Raw genomic sequence first — 18921 nt, forward strand, 5'->3', positions numbered from 1 at the left:
TGCTGTCGTAGTTCTTGTGGCCACGCAGCCGGTTGCGGACGGCCGGGTGTCCAGCATCGAATCTACCTGCGGGCACCGACAGCGCTTGCCCATGGGGGGCTGAGGCGACGGCCACAGGGGCTGGGAGCGGCCCCTACCCAGGGGTGCGGGATCCAATCCTGGATGTGGTCCGAAAGGGGCGGGGATCCGGTCAGGCGCCGGGTTCCTCGTCCTCTTCGTCGTCCGTTTCGGTGAGGACGGGGGAGCCGTGGTGGGACCAGATGCGCCAGCCCTCGAATGTGCGGCGGAACACATTGGTGGCGACGACGAGCTGGCCGACGAGGGGTCCGAGTTCGGCGCCGTCCTCGGCGGGGCCGCCGCTGAGGATGTTCTCGGTGCAGGTGACGACGGCCACGTCGCCGGCGAGGGAGACCTGGAGGTCGGTGAGGAAGAACTGGATGTACTCGGTGTTCGCCATGATCAGGGCGTACGAGCGGAGGACCTCGCCGCGGCCGGAGAGGACGGGCCAGCCGGGGTGGACGCAGCTGATGGGGGTGGCGCCGTCGTCGAGCCAGAGGTCGGAGATCTCCTCGAAGTCGCCGCGCTCCATCGCCTCGTAGAAGGCGGTGTTGGCGGCCTCGACCGCTTCGGTGTCGGTCTGGTGGGTCACGCGGCTCCCTCGACGGCTCGGGCGACCCTGACGGCGTCGGCGGTGGCCCGGACCTCGTGGACGCGGACGGCCCAGGCGCCCTCGTGGGCGGCGATGGCGGAGACGGCGGCGGTGGCGGCGTCGCGTTCGCGGGCGGGAGGCGGGGCGGAGCCCTCGTGGGCGAGGACGTGGCCGAGGAAGCGCTTTCGGGAGGCGGCGACGAGGAGGGGTCTGCCGAGGGCGCGCAGGGCGGGGAGGTGGGCGACGAGGGCGAGGTCGTGGGGGGCGAGTTTGGCGAAGCCGAGGCCGGGGTCGATGACGATCCGCTCGGGGGCGATGCCGCCTTCGACGACGGCTTCCATGCGGTGGCGCAGTTCGGTGACGACTTCGGTGACGACGTCGTCGTAGACGGCGAGGCTGTTCATGTTCTGGCTGAAGCCGCGCCAGTGCATGACGACGAAGGGGACCTCGGCGGCGGCGACGGCGGGGACCATGCCGGGGTCGGCGAGGCCGCCGCTGACGTCGTTGACGAGTGCGGCGCCTGCGGCGACGGCGGCGCGGGCGACGGAGGCGCGCATGGTGTCGACGGAGACGGTGACGCCTTCCGCGGCGAGGCCGCGGACGACGGGGACGACGCGGCGCAGTTCTTCGTCCTCGTCGACGCGGGTGGCGCCGGGGCGGGTGGATTCGCCGCCGACGTCGACGAGGTCGGCGCCTTCGGCGACGAGGTGGAGCCCGTGTTTGACGGCGGCCGTGGTGTCGAACCAGCGGCCGCCGTCGGAGAAGGAGTCCGGGGTGACGTTCACGACGCCCATGACCGCGCAGCGGTCCCACTCCGGCAGGCCCTGGGCCGTGCCCCGGCCGATCAACGTACTCATATGTCCAGACTAGGGGCTGGCCGGTCGGGGGGCGCCGGTCCGGGGGTGCCGGTCAGGCCGCCCGGACCTCGGGGTCGGTCCGGGGGGTGACGATGTGGGCGCAGGGGCGGGGCTGGGCGTCGGCGCGGCGGCGGGCGAAGGGGCGGGGCAGTTCGAGGGTGAGGAAGCCTTCGGCCTGCATGGCGGCGAATCCGATGCGGGGGAGGTCGCGGCTCTTGCGGTAGACGACGAAGCGGGGTTCCCAGCGGGGCTGGAACTTGGCGTTGAACTTGTACAGGGACTCGATCTGGAACCAGCGGGAGAGGAAGACGAGCAGTCCGCGCCAGGCGCGGAGGACGGGTCCGGCGCCGATCTTCTCGCCGCGGGCGAGGGCGGAGCGGAACATGGCGAAGTTGAGGGAGACGCGGTCGATGCCGAGGCGGGGGGAGTGCTGGAGGGCGGCGACGATGAGCAGCTCGTTCATGCCGGGGTCGGCGGAGCGGTCGCGTCGCATGAGTTCGAGGGACATGCCGTCCGGGCCCCAGGGGACGAAGTGGATGATCGCCTTGAGGTCGCCGTAGGGCGAGTCGGGGTCGTCCTTGTGGGCGGTGGCTATGACGGCGTCCGCGTCGCCGGGGTCGCCGATCCGGCCGAGTGCCATGGAGAAGCCGCGTTCGGTGTCGGTGCCGCGCCAGTCGGCGGCGGCGCGGCGGACGCGGGCGAGTTCGCCGTCGGACAGGTCACGGACGCGGCGGACCTTGGTGGTGTAGCCGTTGCGCTCGATCCGCTTCACCATCTGGCGCACGTTGCGCATGGCGCGCCCGGAGAGGGAGAAATCCGCGACGTCCACCACCGCCTCGTCGCCGAGTTCGAGGGCGTCGAGGCCGGTCTCGCGGGTCCAGACCTCGCCGCCGGTCTCGGAGCAGCCCATGACGGCGGGGGTCCAGGAGTGGGCTTCGGCCTCGTCCATGAAGCGGTCGATGGCGCCGGGCCAGGCCTCGACGTCGCCGATGGGGTCGCCGCTGGCGAGCATGACGCCGGAGACGACGCGGTAGCAGACGGCGGCTTTGCCGCTGGGGGAGAAGACGACGCCCTTGTCGCGGCGGAGGGCGAAGTGGCCGAGTGAGTCGCGGGCGCCGTGCTTGTCGAGGAGGGCGCGCAGTCGGGTCTCGTCGTCCTCGGTGAGGCGGGCGGCGGGGTGTTCGGGGCGGAAGGCCAGGTAGATGGTGGTGAGGGCGGTGAGCATGCCGAGGGCGCCGAGGGAGTAGCCGACGGTCCAGTCGACGTCGGCGGTGTAGCCGACGGGGCCTTCGAAGCCGAGGAGTCCGTACAGGACGTGTTCGAGGCGGTCGGTGAGGCTGGGGCTGCCGATGACGCGGCGGGGGTGGGCGCTGACGATGATCAGGCCGAGGAGGATGGATCCGGCGCCCATGAGGACGAAGTTGGCGAGTGCTTTCCAGCGGCTGCGGGGGTCGGGGAGGGCGGCGAACTGGTCGCGGTGGCGCAGCAGCAGGGCGAGCAGGGCGAGGGAGAGCAGGGCGCCGAGGACGGAGTGGCGCCAGACGAACTGGGCGGCGGCGCCGAGGGGCAGGAGGACGACGGCGGCTCGCCAGGCGCGGCGCTTGTGGCGCTTGAGGCCGTGGGCGAGCAGCAGGAGGAGGACGCCGGCGCTGAGGGAGAGGGCCGCGGAGAGCGGTCCGAGCGTGCCGGGGAGGATTTCGGCGACGGCGTGCATGCGGCTGGCCCGGAAGCGGGGGAAGACGCCCGCGGCGATGTCGATCAGGCCGATGAGGGTGCAGGCCGTTCCGACGAGGGAGGGGACCTTTTCCGGGCGGGGTCCGCGCAGAATCCGGCGTACCCGAACCGGAACCGATCCTGATTTGTCCCCATCTAGCGTGACAGACATCGCTTCCCGTGCTTCCCGTGGTTCCGCGAAAGATTTGGTGGACCGGCGGCCGCGCGGTGGTCAGGGGCGGGCCGTGCCGGAGGTCGTGCGCCTTCTAGGACGGCCGCGTGGCTGAGCGGGTTCATTCAGGTTCGGGAAATTCTCGGGAAGAGGAAGAGGGCTCGGTCGCTCATGGGTCTCACCAGCAGCAAGGTTCTGGCGCTGGCCGTCACGGTGGCGGTGGTGCTGTTCGTGGCCACGGTCTGGTTGTGGCCGCGGTTGTCCCGCGGCGGGTTCCGGTCCGTGCTCGGCCGGATCGGGCTGCTGCTGGCCACCCAGCTCGCGCTGTTCGCGTCGGTCGGTCTCGCGGCGAACAACTCCTTTCTCTTCTACGGGTCCTGGGCGGACCTCTTCGGTCAGGAGCAGGACATGGGGGTGGTCGTCGACCACTCGGCCGGCTCCAAGGACGTCAAGGTGGTCAGGACGCAGGCGCTGGACGTGCCCGGCGGGGGCCGTCCGGCGGTCGGGGGGCAGATCCAGAAGGTGGTCATCGCGGGGGAGAAGTCGAAGATCGACTCTCCGGCGTACGTGTATCTGCCGCCGGAGTACTTCCAGAAGGAGTACGCGAGGAGCACGTTCCCGGCCGCGGTGGTGCTGACCGGTTATCCGGGCACGGCCGAGAACCTCCTCAAGGGGCTGAGGTATCCGAGGACGGCGTATCTGCAGGCCAAGGAGAAGAAGATGCGGCCGATGATCCTGGTGATGCTGCGCCCGACCGTGGCGCCGCCCCGGGACACGGAGTGCGTGGACATTCCTGGGGGCCCGCAGACCGAGACGTTCTTCGCCGAGGACCTGCCGAAGGCGGTCTCGGAGACGTACCGGGTGGGGACGAAGGCGCGGAACTGGGGGTTCATGGGGAACTCGACAGGCGGGTACTGCGCGCTGAAGATCGCGCTGCACCATCCGGACCGGTTCGCGGCGGGCGCGGGGTTCTCGGCGTACTACAAGGCGGCCGAGGACGTGACGACGGGCGACCTCTTCCACGGCGACGACGCGGCGCGCAAGCGCGCCGACCTGCTGTGGAGCCTGGACCACGCGCCGCGGGGGAAGTCGTCGTTCCTGGTGACGACGTCGAAGGAGGGCGAGGGGAACCGCAGGGGGACGCTCGATTTCATCAGGAAGGTGAAGGCCCCGGCGCGGGTCTCCTCGATCACTCTCGACAGCGGCGGGCACAACTTCAACACCTGGAACCGGGAGATCCCGCCGGGTCTGGTGTGGATGAGCGGGCGGCTCAGCGCGAACTGAGCGCGCTCTCCGCGGAGGCGGCGCGCAGGGCGCGGTGGACGCCGGCGGGGGTGAGGACGCCGAGGTACCGGCCGCCGTCCGCGGGGTCGGTGACGGGAAGCCAGCCGGTGTCGTGCCGCAGGAGCGCCGCGAGCGCCTCGCGCAGCGAGGAGCCGAGGGGGACCGGCTCGGGGGCCGGGCGGGTGCGGCCGGGGTCGTCGGCCGACACCCAGCCCGCGATCCGGCCGGCGCCGTCCAGGACGAGGGCCCAGGGGGCGCCGGGGGCCGGTGCGGCCTCGTCCGTACGCAGCACGGGGACCTCCTCCAGGGCGGCGGTGTCGACCGGGGTGACGGAGAGCCGCTTGAGGCCGCGGTCGGCGCCGACGAACGCGGCGACGTACGGGGTGGCGGGGGCGCCGAGCACCCGCGCGGGGGTGTCGAACTGCTCGATCCTGCCCTGCCCGTAGACGGCGATGCGGTCGCCGAGGCGGACGGCCTCCTCCAGGTCGTGGGTGACCAGCAGGACGGTCTTGCGGACCTGCGCCTGGAGCTTGAGGAACTCGCTCTGCAGGCGCTCGCGGACGACGGGGTCGACGGCGCCGAAAGGCTCGTCCATCAGCAGCACGGGCGGGTCGGCGGCGAGGGCGCGGGCCACGCCGACGCGCTGGCGCTGCCCGCCGGAGAGCTGTTCGGGGTAGCGGTCGCCGTACTTCTTCGGGTCGAGGCCGACCAGGTCGAGGAGTTCGGCGGCGCGGGCGCGGGCCCGGGCGCGCGGGGCGCCGAGGAGGTGGGGGACGGTCGCGGTGTTGTCGAGGACGGTGCGGTGCGGGAAGAGGCCGACCTGCTGGATGACGTAACCGATCCGGCGGCGCAGCCGGACAGGGTCGACCGCGGAGATGTCCTCACCGCCGAGGAGGATCCGCCCCTCGGTCGGCTCGATGAGCCGGTTCACCATCTTCATGGTGGTGGTCTTGCCGCAGCCCGACGGGCCGACGAGGGTGACCAGTTCGCCCTCGGCCACCTCGAAGGAGAGGCCGTCGACGGCCGTCGTGCCGTCCTCGTACCGCTTGGTCACCTGCTCGAACCGGATCATGGTTCCCCATTCTGAGGGTTGGCGGCCGGGGGTGTGTGAAGGGCCTGTTGCCGCATTGTGGCGGTCCTCGGCGATTGTCGGTGGCGGGGGTTAGGGTCGCTGGACATACGTTCGGCAGGGTGGGCGACCGGGGGGAGGGCCTATGAGCGCGTCGAGCTGTCTGGTGGCGAACGACTGGATCTGCGGGGAGTATCTGCGCTCCCGCAGCCAGGAGTTGACCGACGCGACGCTCCAGCACGTGGGGATCACGGTCGTGTCCGTACTGATCGGTCTCGCCGTCGCCTTTCCGATGGCGCTGCTCGTGCGGGCCCGTCCGCGCCTCGCCGGCCCGGTCGTCGGCCTGACGACGCTGCTGTACACGATCCCGTCCCTGGCGATGTTCTCGCTGCTGCTGCCGTTCTTCGGGCTGTCCGCGGCGCTGGTGGTGACCGGGCTCGTGCTGTACTCGCTGACGATCCTCGTGCGGAACCTCCTGGCGGGCCTGGAGGCGGTGCCGGCCGAGACGAGGGAGGCCGCGCGCGGCATGGGGTACGGCCCGGGCCGGCTGCTGTGGGAGGTCGAACTGCCCCTCGCGCTCCCGGCGCTGATGGCCGGCATACGGATGGCGACGGTCTCCACGATCGCGCTGACGACGGTCGGTTCGATCGTCGGACGCGGCGGGCTGGGGAACCTCATCGAGGACGCGTTGCCGACCTTCTTCAAGGCGCAGGTGCTCGCCGCGTCCGTGCTGTGCGTGCTCCTCGCCGTGGCCGCGGACCTGTTGCTGCTGGGCGTCCAGCGGCTGCTCACACCGTGGACCCGTATACGCGCCGCGGTGGGGGGCGTGTGACATGGGAGTCGTGGCGGAGGCGTGGACCTGGCTGGCGACGGGTGCCCACTGGGCGGGTGACGGCGGGGTCTGGCACCGGCTCGGTGAGCATGTGTACGTGAGCGGGGTCGCGCTCCTGGTGGCCTGCGCCGTCGCGCTGCCGGTGGGGCTCGGGCTCGGACACCTCGGCAAGGGCGGCACGGTGGCCGTCAACGTCTCCAACGTCGGGCGGGCGATCCCCGTCTTCGCGGTCCTCGCCCTGTTCATGGTGTCGCCGCTGCGGAACGCCGGGTACGTCCCGACGGTGATCGCCCTGGTGCTCTTCGCGGTGCCGCCGCTGCTCACCAACGCGTACGTGGGCGTGCGGGAGGTGGACCGGGCGGTGGTCGAGGCCGCGCGGGGGATGGGCATGTCGGGCGGGCAGGTCTTCCGGAGGGTCGAGCTGCCCCTCGCCCGGCCGCTGGTCATGACGGGTCTGCGGTCGGCCGCCGTGCAGGTCGTCGCCACGGCGACCATCGCGGCGATGGCCGGCCAGGGGGGCCTGGGCCGGATCATCACGGCGGGCTTCAACACGTACAACACGCCGCAGGTGGTCGCGGGCGCGCTGCTCGTGGCGCTGCTCGCCCTCGTGGTGGAGGCGGTGCTGGTCGGGGCGGACCGGCTGCTCGGCCGCGGGACCCGGTGACGACAGGACCCGGTGACGGCAATGCCCGGTGACGACGACGCAGGACGCAGGACGGTCCACGAACGACCGTCCTCGAATGACGGTCCACGAACGACGAACGGAATGGGTGATCTCGTGAGCAGGACTTCGCGCACCGCGGGTGCGGTTCTGGGCGTGGCGGCGCTGGCCGTCGGGCTCGCCGCGTGCGGCGGCGACAGCCTGGAGAAGAGCAACGCGCCGGCCGGCGGCTCGGGCAAGGGCTCGCTCGTCGTGGGCGCCGCGGCCTTCACCGAGTCGAAGGTGCTGGCGGAGCTGTACGCGCAGGTGCTGAACGACGCCGGATACTCCGCGTCCGTCACCACGGTGAAGAACCGCGAGCTGTACGAACCGTCGCTGGAGAAGGGCGAGATCGACGTCGTACCGGAATACGCGGCGACGATCGCGGAATTCCTCAATGCCAAGGTGAACGGCCCGAAGGCGCCCGAGGAGAAGCCGGTCGCGTCCGGGGACGCGGCGGCCACGGTCGAGGCGCTGAAGAAGCTCGCGGAGCCGCGCGGACTGAAGGTCCTCGCGGTCGGCGAGGCGGTCGACCAGAACGCCTTCGCGGTGTCCAGGGAATTCGCCGAGAAGAACAAGCTGAAGACGCTTTCCGATCTGGGCGCCGCCAAGCTGAAGGTGAAGATCGCGGCTGGTGACGAATGCGCGGTCCGGCCCTTCTGCGCACCGGGTCTGAAGAAGACCTACGGGATCGACGTGACCGGCGTCGACCCCAAGGGCGTCGGTACGCCGCAGGCGAAGCAGGCGGTGAAGGACGGGGTGGACCAGCTGGTGCTGACCACCACGACGGACGCCACGATCGAGAGCTTCGGGCTGGTCTTCCTGGCCGACGACAAGAAGCTGCAGAACGCCGACAATGTGCTGCCGGTCGTCAATGCGAAGGACGCCGGATCGCCGGAGATAGCCGCCGCGCTCGACAGGATCACCAAGGTGCTCACGACGGCCGATCTCGCCGAACTGAACCGGAAGGTGGACGCGGAGCGGGCGAAGCCCGCGGACGTCGCGAAGGCCTATCTGGAGTCGAAGGGGCTGGTCAAGAAGTAGGGGCCGGCTAAGGGGAGTCGGCCCGGTCCGGCGGGGGTACGGTCCCGGCGCTGAGAACGGCGGCGAGAAGTGGCCAAGAGATTGCCGGGCCGACACCCCATACGGCGCCTACGCACGGTAAATTTCAGGCCATGCCACGTGGACGCCACCGCCATTCCCCTCCTCTGCACAAGCTCCTGCCGCCCTCGGCGGTGGCCGGAGCGTCGGTCGTCTGTGCCGCGGGTGCCTGGTTGCTCGCCGATCCCGTGGTGCTGCGGCTGCTCGTGGCGGCCGCGGCGGCCGCCGCGGTCACCGGCGGCGTCATCATGCGCAGTTGGGACCGGAGCGCCGGCCGGCAGGTCGCGGAGCTCACCCGGGCCCGGACCGCCGACCAGTGGAAGACCGAGGAGCGGATAGCCGAACTCGAGGCCGACCTCGAGGAGTCCCGCGAGCTGCGCGCCAAGCTCGACGCGAAGCTGCGCGCCAAGCGGGTCGAACTCGCCGGACTGCGGGGCGAGCACGCGGCACTGCTGCGCCGGTACGCCACCGCGGAGACCGAGCGCGCCAGCGCCCTGGAGGGTCGCCGGCAGCTCGCCCTGGAGTCGGCAGCCCCGGCGAAGGAGCTGGCCGCCGCCGGTTCCGCGCCGACCCCGGCCGCGTACCGCCGGGCCGCCGAGGCCCTGCGCGACCTGGCGCGCAACGCCGCCGCGCAGGAGGCCCGCCGCACCGCGGAGGCCGCCCGCAGCCGCGATCTCGCCGAGCGCGCCCGGGAGACGGAGGAGCCGCAGGGGAAGCACGCGGCGGCCGCCGGCACCGAGCAGCACGCTCGCCCGTCGACCGCCGTCGTTCCCGCTCTTTCCCCGGCGTCCGCCGTACCCGCGATCCGGGCCGTCCCGGCCGCGGCCGCGATCGTCCCGTACGCCGCCAGGCGCCCCGTGCCCCGTCCCGAGGGGGGCTTCGACTTCTTCGGTACGCAGAAGGCGGCGGCCGCCATCGAGGCGGTGCAGGACGCCGATCTCGCCGACGTGGTGGGCGAGGAGGTCCTGGCGACCGTCGCCCGACGTGCCCCCGAGCCGCGGGCCATCGGCCAGGTCATCGACCTGACCGCGCACGACGAGACGGAGCAGATCGACGTGGTGGAGCTGCGCGGGGCCGTGAACTCCTGACCGCCGGCCTTCTTCCGTCGTCTTCCGTCGCCTTCCCCGGCCGTGGGGCTTCGGCCGGTCCGACCGGCTTCGGCGGGCCTCCGGTGGGCTACTTGTCGATGTCGCCGACGACGAAGAAGAGCGATCCCAGGATCGCCACCATGTCGGCGACCAGCGTGCCCGGCAGCAGCTCGGTCAGCGCCTGGATGTTGTTGAACGACGCCGAGCGGAGCTTGAGCCGGTAGGGCGTCTTCTCGCCCTTGGAGACCAGGTAGTAGCCGTTGATGCCGAGCGGGTTCTCGGTCCAGGCGTACGTGTGGCCCTCGGGCGCCTTGAGCACCTTCGGCAGCCGCTGGTTGATCGGACCCTGCGGGAGGTCGTCGAGCCGGTCGAGGCAGGCGTCGGCGAGGTCCAGGGAGTTGTGCGTCTGCTCCAGCAGGCACTCGAAGCGGGCGAGGCAGTCGCCCTCCTCGCGGGTGACGACCTTCAGCGTGTCCTGGAGCTCCCCGTAGGCCAGGTACGGCTCGTCGCGGCGCAGGTCGAAATCCACGCCGGAGGCGCGGGCGATGGGCCCGGAGACGCCGTACGCGTGTGCCGCCCGCGGGGTGAGGACGCCGACGTCCCGGGTGCGGCCCCGGAAGATCTCGTTGCCGAGGACCAGCTTGTCGTACACGTCCATCCGCGACCGCACGTCGGCGACGGCCGCGCGGGCCCGCCCGAGCCACCCGGCCGGCAGGTCCTCCTTGAGCCCGCCGACCCGGTTGAACATGTAGTGCATCCGGCCGCCGGAGACCTCCTCCATCACGGCCTGGAGCTCCTCACGCTCCCGGAACGCGTGGAAGACCGGGGTGATACCGCCCAGTTCGAGGGGGTACGACCCGAGGAACATGAGGTGGTTGAGCACCCGGTTCAGCTCGGCGAGCAGCGTGCGGGTCCACACGGCCCGCTCGGGGACCTCCATGCCGAGCATCCGCTCGACGGCCATGACGACACCGAGCTCGTTGGAGAAGGCCGACAGCCAGTCGTGGCGGTTGGCGAGCATGATGATCTGCCGGTAGTCGCGCGCCTCGAAGAGCTTCTCGGCGCCGCGGTGCATGTACCCGATGACCGGCTCGGCGTGCCGGATCACCTCGCCGTCCAGAACGAGGCGGAGACGGAGCACGCCATGGGTCGAAGGATGCTGCGGCCCGATGTTCAGCACCATGTCGGTGCTCTCCGCCGCCCCGCCGATTCCGACCGTCGTCTCCGTCATGGGAGCCAGTATCCCTGCCGGGCCGGCCGAAGTGGGAACCCGTCCCGCGGTCCGGACCCGCTCCCCGGCCCGTTGTGGAAACCCGTTCGCAGGCCGGACCCCGCCCCCTGCCGTTGTGGGCAATCGTCCCGCGGGGCGGAACGGGTGGGCACAACCCCCGGGGGCGACGCCCGGACATGCCCCTGGCCCCGGGGGCGGCGCCCCGCCAGGCCCCGCGCCCCGAGCGCCGGAGCCCCGCGCCCCGTCACGCCCCCGCGCCCCGAGTGCCGGAGCCCCGCGCCCCGTCACGCCCCCGCGCCCCGCACCCTCCGCGTGAGCCACAGGAAGTCCCCCAGCCCGCCTCGTGCGGTCAGCTCGGCCGCCTCGCCCGCCGCGGCGAGCCCCCGTACGTACGCCCCCGGGTCGCTCGACGCCAGCGAGAGCGGCGGCCGCTCCCCGCTCACCCCCAGCCGCCGCAGCGCCTCCCGCTGGGTGACCAGCTCCGACCGCTCCCCGCCGGCCGAGGCGACCGCGTCCATCGCCACGTGCGCCGTCAGGTCGCACGAGCCGTCCGGCACCGGCTCCACCTCCCGCCCCGCGCGGAAGCCCGTCAGCGTCCCGAACGGCGGCCTGGACTCCCGTACATGCCCGTAGTCCACCGCCACCGCCGTCCCCGCCGCCAGCGCCCCGGCCGCCGCCGCCCACGCCTCGTCCCGCGTGCGCCCGATCTCCGCCCGCTCGCCGGGCTCCCGCAGCGGCCACCACCGCTCCAGCCACCGCGCGTCCGGACCCTCCACGACGCCCCCCAGCCGCTCGGTCCCGTCCACCCGCACCTCGACGTACCGGACGGACCCCGCCGCGTCGACGGCCGCGACCTCCACCGGCACGTTGTCGAGCCACTCGTTCGCGAAGAGCAGTCCGCGGACTCCCTCCGGCACCCGGTCCGTCCACTCCACCCGCGGATCCAGGCCCTCGGGCCGCGCGGCCCGCTCCACGCCGTACGCCCGTACCGAGAGCCCCGCCGGCGCGGCGGCCAGCACGCCCGCCACCAGCTCTCCCCGCCCCGCGCCCACGTCGACGAACGCGAGCTCGTCCGTCCCCAGTTCCTCCGCCACCCCCGCCAGCAGCCGGGCCACGGCCCCCGCGAAGAGCGGGGACGCGTGCACCGAGGTGCGGAAGTGGCCGGCGGGGCCCTCGGGGCGCAGAAAGAAGCCCCCGGGCCCGTACAGCGCCTGCTCCGTGGCCTCGCGCCACCCCTGCCACTGACACGTCTCATCCGTCACGGGCCCCAGTCTCCACCTTGCGGAGTACGGCCCTCCCGTCAAGGATCGACCCCACGGTTGACCCCTGCACCTATCTCCCTTGCCTACGCTGGGTTACGTGCAGCGCCTCTACGACTTCATCCGCAGACACCCGACGGGCGTCGACACCTTCTGGGCCGTCGTCCTCTTCGGGCTCTCCCTGCTGTGGGTGGGCTCGCTCGACCCGGCGGTCGACCACCCGGCCGCGTACGGCGTCGTCGCCGCGCTGTTCTCGCTCGTGGTCGCCCTGCGCCGCCGCGTGCCCGAGAGAATGCTGCTGCTCGCCGTCGCGCTGGGCGTCGTCCAGCTCGCCTTCGACCTGATGCCGTTCTTCGCGAACCTGGCCTTCCTGGTGATCATCTACACCGTGGCCGTCGGCGACGGCCCGCGCTGGGCCTCGCGCGTCGCGCTCGTCGGCGGCCTGAGCGCGGCCACCCTCTCCCAGCTGCGCTGGCCGGCGGAGGGCCCGGGGTCGGTGCTCGCCCATGTCTTCTTCACGGTGATCATGACCGTGCCGTTCGCCCTGGCCTGGGTGCTCGGCGACTCGCTGCGCACCCGCCGCGCCTACTTCGCCCAGCTGGAGGAGCGCGCCTCCCGCCTGGAGCAGGAGCGTGAGGCGCAGGCCAAGGTCGCCGTCGCCGCCGAGCGCGCCCGCATCGCCCGCGAGCTGCACGACGTCGTCGCGCACAACGTCTCGGTGATGGTGGTCCAGGCCGACGGTGCCGCCTACGTCCTGGACGCCTCGCCCGAGCAGGCCAAGCAGGCCCTGGAGACGATCTCCTCCACCGGCCGCCAGGCGCTCGCCGAGATGCGGCGGCTGCTCGGCATCCTGCGCACCGGTGAGCACAAGGAGGCGGGGGAGTACGTGCCCCAGCCCGACGTCCAGCAGATCGAGGACCTCGTCGAGCAGGTCCGCGGGGCCGGTCTGACCGTCGACTTCCGGATCGAGGGCACGCCGCGGCCGCTGCCCAGCGGCGTCGAGCTGACGGCGTACCGGATCGTGCAGGAAGCCCTCACCAACACCCGCAAACACGGCGGCCCGGACGCCGGGGCGAGCGTCCGCCTGGTGTACTTCGACGACGGCCTGGGCCTGCTCGTCGAGGACGACGGGCGGGGAGCGACCCAGGAGATGTACGAGGACGGGGGCGCCGACGGCCGGGGCCACGGCCTGATCGGCATGCGGGAGCGGGTCGGCATGGTCGGCGGCACCCTGGACGCGGGCCCGCGTCCGGGGGGCGGCTTCCGCGTCAGCGCCCTGCTCCCCCTGAAGCCCGCCCACTGACGACCTTTAAGGATCTTCATGTCCATCCGCGTGATGCTCGTCGACGATCAGGTGCTGCTGCGCACCGGCTTCCGCATGGTGCTCGCCGCCCAGCCGGACATGGACGTCGTGGCCGAGGCGGGCGACGGCGTGGAGGCGCTGGAGGTGCTGCGCTCCACGACGGTGGACGTGGTGCTGATGGACGTCCGGATGCCGAAGCTCGACGGCGTCGAGACGACCCGGCGGATCTGCTCGGATCCCGGCGCCCCCAAGGTCCTGATCCTGACCACCTTCGACCTGGACGAATACGCCTTCTCCGGCCTGAAGGCGGGCGCGAGCGGCTTCATGCTGAAGGACGTGCCGCCGGGCGAGCTGCTCGGCGCGATCCGCTCCGTGCACAGCGGCGACGCGGTCGTGGCCCCGTCGACGACGCGCCGGCTGCTCGACCGCTTCTCCCCGATGCTGCCCTCGTCGGGGAAGGAGCCGCAGCACAAGGAGCTGGAGCGGCTCACCGACCGGGAGCGCGAGGTGATGCTCCTGGTGGCCCAGGGCCTGTCGAACGGCGAGATCGCCGCCCGGCTGGTGCTGTCGGAGGCGACGGTGAAGACGCACGTCGGCCGCATCCTGACGAAGCTGGGCCTGCGCGACCGGGTGCAGGTGGTGGTGCTCGCCTACGAGACGGGCCTGGTGCGGGCGGGCGGCGGGGCGGTCTGACCGTCCGCCGCGCCGGGGCCCGACGGCCCGTCCCCGGGCGGCCGCGGGGTCAGGCGATCCGGGACAGGAACGCCACGACCGCCTCCCGTACGTCCCCCTCCGACCACGCGAGCCCCGGTTCGGCCACCGTCACCTCCGTCACCGCCAGTCCCGGCGGGCCGCCCGCCGGCGGCGGGGACCACCGCCGGAAGAGCACCGTGTCCGTCGCCTCCGTCAGGGCCAGGGACGCCGCCGTCAGGACCTCGGGGTCGTACGGGAGCCATACCTGGAACTGGTGGGTGTGCGGGGTCTCCGGGTGGATCCGGAACCAGGGCACCCCCGCCTCCTCGAAGCCGGCCCGCAGGCCGTCCGCCACCACGCGCGCGTGCGCCACGTACGAGGGCAGCCTCGGCAGCTCGACGGCGAGGCCGCGCAGCGCGGACAGTGCGGCGGGGAACTGCTGGAAGACGAGCCCGCCGTAGCGGTGGAGCCACACCCGCGCCTCGTCCATCACCTCCTCCGGGCCGGCCAGCGCGGCCCCCGAGATCCCGCCCAGGGACTTGTAGAAGGACACGTACACGCTGTCCGCGAGCCCCGCGATCTCCCGCAGTCCGCGCCCGAAGTGAGGGGCGCTCTCCCACAGCCGCGCGCCGTCGATGTGCACCACCGCCTCGCGTTCGCGCGCCGCGTCCACCACGGCCACGAGCTCGTTCCAGGCCGGCAGCACGAAGCCCGCTTCCCGCAGCGGCAGCTCCAGCATCAGCGTCCCGAACGGCTCCGGGTGGTCCCGTACCTCCTGGGCCGTCGGCAGCCGGGGCTCGTCCGTCAGGTGCACCGTGCGCAATCCGGCCACGGCGGTCAGCGCGTCGCTCTCGTGCACCTCCGGATGGGCGAGCGGGTGCAGCCCGACCACCGGGCTGCCGGTCCGCCCCGACCAGCAGCGCAACGCCACCTGCTGGGCCATCGTGCCGGTCGGGAAGAACACCGCCGCGGGGAAGCCCAGCTCCTCGGCGACCCGCCGTTCCACCTCGGCGACCGCGCCACCGCCGTAGGCGTCGGTCAACTCGTGCGGATCCATGAGCGTGCGGCCGCTCCGGGCCAGCTCCGCCAGCTCGCCCAGCCGCTCTCCGACCGACGCCTCCACGGGCGAGCGCCACAGCGCCCGTCCCGCCCGCGACCACACCGAGGCCCTGTACCGTTTCGCGTCCTGCTCCGACTCGTCCATCCGCCGATCATCACACCGCTGTCCGCGCCAGTGCCCACACCGCCGCCCACACCCTGTGGACAGCCACGGAGGAGCGCGAAACGCTGGCGTAGCATGACCAGAAATCGTCCGGTACCCCCCGCGGACTGGAACGGAAGGCCGTTGCCGCGTGAACCAACCAGCAGAACCCCGAGCGGAAGACCGACCCGCGCGACTCACCGTCGGAGTCGTCGGAGCCGGCCGGGTGGGACCCGCCCTCGCCGCCGCCCTCCAGCTCGCCGGGCATCGGCCCGTCGCCGTCTCCGCGGTCTCCGACGCGTCCGTGCGCCGCGCCGCCGCCCTGCTCCCCGACGTGCCGATCATGTCGCCCGCGCAGGTGCTCGCCCGCGCCGAGCTGGTGCTCCTGACCGTTCCCGACGACGCCCTGCCGGGCCTGGTCGAGGGCCTCGCGGAGACCGGGGCCGTACGGCCCGGGCAGCTGCTCGTGCACACCTCCGGGCGGTACGGCGTGCGGGTCCTGGAGCCCGCGCGCCGCGCCGGCGCGCTGCCCCTCGCCCTGCACCCCGCCATGACCTTCACCGGAACCTCCGTCGACGTCCAGCGGCTGGCCGGCTGCTCGTTCGGCGTGACCGCGCCCCAGGAACTGCGGCTCGCCGCCGAGGCCCTGGTCATCGAGATGGGCGGGGAGCCCGAGTGGGTCGAGGAGGAGGCCCGCCCGCTCTACCACGCGGCCCTCGCCCTCGGTGCGAACCACCTGGTCACGCTCGTCGCCCAGTCGATGGAGCTGCTGCGTACGGCAGGGGTCGCCGCCCCCGACCGGATGCTCGGCCCCCTCCTGGGCGCCGCCCTGGACAACGCCCTGCGTTCCGGCGACGCGGCCCTCACCGGCCCCGTGGCGCGCGGGGACGCCGGCACGGTCGCCGCCCATGTGGCCGAGCTGCGCAAGCACGCGCCGGGCACCGTCGCCGGCTATCTGGCGATGGCCCGTACGACCGCGGACCGCGCGCTCGCGCACGGTCTGCTCAAGCCCGAGCTGGCAGAGGACCTGCTGGGCGTGCTCGCCGAGGGGGACGACCGATGAGCCGGGGCGCCGAGCTGCTCCACACGCGCGACGACCTCGACGACCGCCTGGACCGCTCGCCGCGCGGCCCGGTCGCCGTCGTCATGACCATGGGAGCCCTCCACGAGGGGCACGCCACGCTGATCCGCTCCGCCCGCGAGCGGGTGGGCCGCGAGGGCGTCGTCGTCGCCACCGTCTTCGTCAACCCGCTCCAGTTCGGCGCGGGCGAGGACCTCGACCGCTATCCCCGCACGCTGGACGCGGACCTGACGATCGCCGCGGAGGCCGGTGCGGACCTGGTGTTCGCCCCGTCCGTCGACGAGGTCTACCCCGGCGGGGAACCCCAGGTCCGGATCACCGCGGGCCCCATGGGCGAGCGCCTCGAAGGCGCCTCCCGGCCGGGGCACTTCGACGGCATGCTGACCGTCGTGGCCAAGCTGCTCCACCTCACCCGGCCCGACCTGGCCCTCTTCGGCCAGAAGGACGCCCAGCAGCTGGCGCTGATCCGCCGGATGGTCCGCGACCTGAACTTCCCGGTCGAGATCATCGGTGTGCCGACCGTCCGCGAGGCCGACGGCCTCGCCCTGTCGAGCCGTAACCGCTATCTCTCCGGCGGCGAGCGCCGCACCGCCCTCGCCCTCTCCCGCGCCCTGTTCGCCGCGGGCGACCGGCTCGCGGCCCAGCAGGCGCTGCGGGCGCGTGCCGACTCGCTGCCCGGCGCGCAGAACCGCGCCGAGACGCGCGCGGAAGCGCTCTCCCGGCTCGGCGAGGCGCGGGCCGCGGCCGACGCCCACGCGGTGGCGCAGGCGTCCGAGGGCAGTGGCGCCGGAGCCGTACGGGCTGCGGCGCGCGCCGTTCTCGACGACGCGGCGGCCGCCGAGCCGCCGCTCACCCTCGACTATCTCGCCCTGGTCGATCCCGCGGACTTCACCGAGGTCGCCGACGACCACGACGGCGAGGCGATCCTCGCCGTCGCCGCGCGCGTGGGGTCGACGCGGCTGATCGACAACATCCCGCTGACGTTCGGAGCCACGAAGTGACCGGAATACGGCTGCACGCGCCCGCGCCGGGCTGGGCCATCGACGCCGATGTCGTCGTGGTCGGCTCCGGCGTCGCGGGGCTGACCGCGGCCCTGCGCTGCACGGCCGCCGGGCTGCGCACGGTCGTCGTCACCAAGGCCCGCCTGGACGACGGCTCCACCCGCTGGGCACAGGGCGGCATCGCCGCCGCGCTCGGCGAGGGCGACACCCCCGAGCAGCACCTCGACGACACCCTCGTGGCCGGAGCCGGGCTCTGCGACACCGAGGCCGTACGGCTGCTCGTCACCGAGGGCCCCGACGCCGTCCGCCGGCTGATCGCCACCGGCGCCGACTTCGACAAGACCGCCGACGGGGAGATCGCCCTGACCCGCGAGGGCGGCCACCACCGCCGCCGGATCGCGCACGCCGGCGGCGACGCCACCGGCGCCGAGATCTCCCGCGCCCTCGTCGAGGCGATACGGGACCAGGGGGTGCGCACGGTCGAGCACGCCCTCGTCCTGGACCTCCTGACCGACGACGAGGGCCGCACGGCGGGGGTGACCCTGCACGTCATGGGCGAGGGCCAGCACGACGGCGTCGGCGCCGTCCGCGCCCCCGCCGTGGTCCTCGCCACCGGCGGCATGGGCCAGGTCTTCTCGGCCACCACCAACCCGGCCGTCTCCACCGGCGACGGCGTCGCGCTCGCCCTGCGCGCCGGCGCCGAGGTCTCCGACCTGGAGTTCGTCCAGTTCCACCCCACGGTGCTCTTCCTCGGCGCCGACTCCGAGGGCCAGCAGCCGCTGGTCTCCGAGGCGGTACGGGGCGAGGGCGCCCATCTCGTCGACGCCGACGGGGTCCGCTTCATGCTCGGGCAGCACGAGCTGGCCGAGCTCGCTCCCCGCGACATCGTCGCCAAGGCGATCATGCGCCGCATGCAGGAGCAGGGCGCGGAGCACATGTACCTCGACGCCCGGCACTTCGGCGCCGAGATGTGGGAGACCCGGTTCCCCACGATCCTGGCCGCCTGCCGGGCCCACGGCATCGACCCGGTCACCGCGCCGATCCCGGTCGCCCCCGCGGCCCACTACGCCTCCGGCGGCGTCCGCACCGACCTGACCGGCCGGACCACCGTCCCGGGCCTCTACGCGTGCGGTGAGGTGGCCTGCACGGGCGTCCACGGCGCCAACCGGCTCGCCTCCAACTCGCTCCTGGAGGGCCTGGTCTTCGCCGAGCGGATCGCCGAGGACATCGCCACGCGCGGCCCGCACCGCGAGGGCCTGCCGGTCGTCCCCGGCACCGCGTCGGTGCTGCCGCTGCTCGCGCCCGAGGCCCGGGCCCGCGTCCAGCGGATCATGAGCGCGGACGCCGGGGTGCTGCGCTCCGACGAGAGCCTCGGGCACGCCGCCGCCGCCCTGGAGACGCTGAGCCTCACGGCGCCGGAGGAGCGCTCCGGCAAGGCGGCGGAACCGGGCGTCGAGTCCTGGGAGACGACGAACCTCCTGTGCGTCGCGCGCGTGCTGGTCGCCGCTGCCCTGGAGCGCGAGGAGACCCGCGGCTGCCACTGGCGCGAGGACCACCCCGAGCGCGACGAGGACTGGCGGCGCCATCTGATCGTGCGCCTCACCCCGGACGGGCGGCTCGTGGTCCGCCGTACCGCCACCGCAGACTTTCCCTCCGTCACCCCCGAAGCCCCCAGGGAGCCGTAACC

At 73.3% G+C, this 18921-nt stretch carries 17 protein-coding genes; 10 read left to right on the forward strand and 7 right to left on the reverse strand.

Annotated features, from left to right (window positions below):
• Positions 1-190: 190 nt before the first annotated feature.
• From ACZ4VW_RS13760 to ACZ4VW_RS13770, 3 genes are read right to left on the reverse strand one after another with little or no spacing between them, the layout of a single operon-like run.
• A complete protein-coding gene (locus ACZ4VW_RS13760) occupies positions 191-649 on the reverse strand; it encodes a nuclear transport factor 2 family protein (RefSeq protein WP_467961750.1) in 459 nt (152 codons plus the stop codon).
• The gene (gene folP, locus ACZ4VW_RS13765; protein ID WP_467961752.1) at positions 646-1506 is read right to left on the reverse strand and encodes a dihydropteroate synthase; all 861 of its coding nucleotides are present in this window, start codon (positions 1504-1506) and stop codon (positions 646-648) included. The genes ACZ4VW_RS13760 and folP overlap by 4 nt, the downstream gene beginning before the upstream one ends.
• A 52-nt stretch (positions 1507-1558) precedes the next feature.
• Positions 1559-3391, reverse strand: coding sequence for a phosphatidylglycerol lysyltransferase domain-containing protein (locus ACZ4VW_RS13770; RefSeq protein WP_467961754.1), 1833 nt, complete (start codon positions 3389-3391; stop codon positions 1559-1561).
• 171 nt (positions 3392-3562) lie between these two features.
• Here ACZ4VW_RS13770 and ACZ4VW_RS13775 point away from each other — a divergent pair, with 171 nt between their 5' ends.
• Entirely contained in the window at positions 3563-4675 is a 1113-nt protein-coding gene (locus tag ACZ4VW_RS13775) for an alpha/beta hydrolase (protein ID WP_467961756.1), read from the forward strand.
• Here ACZ4VW_RS13775 and ACZ4VW_RS13780 read toward each other — a convergent pair.
• Positions 4662-5747, reverse strand: a complete 1086-nt coding sequence (locus tag ACZ4VW_RS13780) for an ABC transporter ATP-binding protein (protein WP_467961758.1) — start codon at positions 5745-5747, stop codon at positions 4662-4664. The genes ACZ4VW_RS13775 and ACZ4VW_RS13780 overlap by 14 nt on opposite strands.
• A 142-nt stretch (positions 5748-5889) precedes the next feature.
• Between ACZ4VW_RS13780 and ACZ4VW_RS13785 the strand changes: the two genes are divergently transcribed.
• From ACZ4VW_RS13785 to ACZ4VW_RS13800, 4 genes are all read left to right on the forward strand, one after another.
• Complete coding sequence (locus ACZ4VW_RS13785) at positions 5890-6576, forward strand: ABC transporter permease (RefSeq protein ID WP_467961760.1); 687 nt, start codon at positions 5890-5892, stop codon at positions 6574-6576.
• A 1-nt stretch (position 6577) separates the two neighbouring features.
• Positions 6578-7240: an ABC transporter permease gene (locus ACZ4VW_RS13790; RefSeq protein WP_467961762.1), complete on the forward strand. Its 663-nt coding sequence runs from the start codon at positions 6578-6580 to the stop codon at positions 7238-7240.
• Positions 7241-7342: 102 nt separating this feature from the next.
• Positions 7343-8320, forward strand: coding sequence for an ABC transporter substrate-binding protein (locus tag ACZ4VW_RS13795; protein WP_467961764.1), 978 nt, complete (start codon positions 7343-7345; stop codon positions 8318-8320).
• Between the two features lie 131 nt (positions 8321-8451).
• Entirely contained in the window at positions 8452-9465 is a 1014-nt protein-coding gene (locus ACZ4VW_RS13800; RefSeq protein ID WP_467961766.1) for a hypothetical protein, read from the forward strand.
• An 88-nt stretch (positions 9466-9553) separates the two neighbouring features.
• Here the strand turns inward: ACZ4VW_RS13800 and ACZ4VW_RS13805 are convergent, their stop codons facing one another.
• Together ACZ4VW_RS13805 and ACZ4VW_RS13810 are read right to left on the reverse strand one after the other, a co-directional pair.
• A complete protein-coding gene (locus tag ACZ4VW_RS13805) occupies positions 9554-10696 on the reverse strand; it encodes an NADH-quinone oxidoreductase subunit D (RefSeq protein ID WP_467961768.1) in 1143 nt (380 codons plus the stop codon).
• A 284-nt stretch (positions 10697-10980) separates the two neighbouring features.
• Positions 10981-11958, reverse strand: coding sequence for an SAM-dependent methyltransferase (locus ACZ4VW_RS13810; protein WP_467961770.1), 978 nt, complete (start codon positions 11956-11958; stop codon positions 10981-10983).
• Positions 11959-12055: 97 nt separating this feature from the next.
• Here ACZ4VW_RS13810 and ACZ4VW_RS13815 point away from each other — a divergent pair, with 97 nt between their 5' ends.
• Both ACZ4VW_RS13815 and ACZ4VW_RS13820 read left to right on the forward strand, forming a co-directional pair.
• Positions 12056-13258 carry a DUF7134 domain-containing protein gene (locus ACZ4VW_RS13815; protein WP_467961772.1) on the forward strand — a complete coding sequence of 401 codons (1203 nt, stop codon included), beginning with the start codon at positions 12056-12058 and terminating at the stop codon, positions 13256-13258.
• A gap of 18 nt (positions 13259-13276) precedes the next feature.
• The gene (locus ACZ4VW_RS13820; protein ID WP_467961774.1) at positions 13277-13951 is read left to right on the forward strand and encodes a response regulator; all 675 of its coding nucleotides are present in this window, start codon (positions 13277-13279) and stop codon (positions 13949-13951) included.
• 49 nt (positions 13952-14000) lie between these two features.
• On the opposite strand, the gene ACZ4VW_RS13825 is transcribed toward ACZ4VW_RS13820, so the two are convergent.
• Positions 14001-15155: a threonine aldolase family protein gene (locus ACZ4VW_RS13825; RefSeq protein WP_467961776.1), complete on the reverse strand. Its 1155-nt coding sequence runs from the start codon at positions 15153-15155 to the stop codon at positions 14001-14003.
• A 148-nt stretch (positions 15156-15303) separates the two neighbouring features.
• Here ACZ4VW_RS13825 and ACZ4VW_RS13830 point away from each other — a divergent pair, with 148 nt between their 5' ends.
• The 3 genes from ACZ4VW_RS13830 to ACZ4VW_RS13840 are packed head-to-tail and all read left to right on the forward strand — an operon-like array spanning position 15304 to position 18919.
• Entirely contained in the window at positions 15304-16215 is a 912-nt protein-coding gene (locus ACZ4VW_RS13830) for a Rossmann-like and DUF2520 domain-containing protein (protein ID WP_467961777.1), read from the forward strand.
• Positions 16212-17234, forward strand: a complete 1023-nt coding sequence (gene panC / locus ACZ4VW_RS13835) for a pantoate--beta-alanine ligase (RefSeq protein WP_467961779.1) — start codon at positions 16212-16214, stop codon at positions 17232-17234. The genes ACZ4VW_RS13830 and panC overlap by 4 nt, the downstream gene beginning before the upstream one ends.
• Entirely contained in the window at positions 17231-18919 is a 1689-nt protein-coding gene (locus ACZ4VW_RS13840; protein ID WP_467961781.1) for an L-aspartate oxidase, read from the forward strand. Before panC ends, ACZ4VW_RS13840 begins: the two co-directional genes overlap by 4 nt.
• Positions 18920-18921: the final 2 nt, after the last annotated feature.

It is taken from the genome of Streptomyces sp. NPDC029139, from assembly GCF_055564335.1.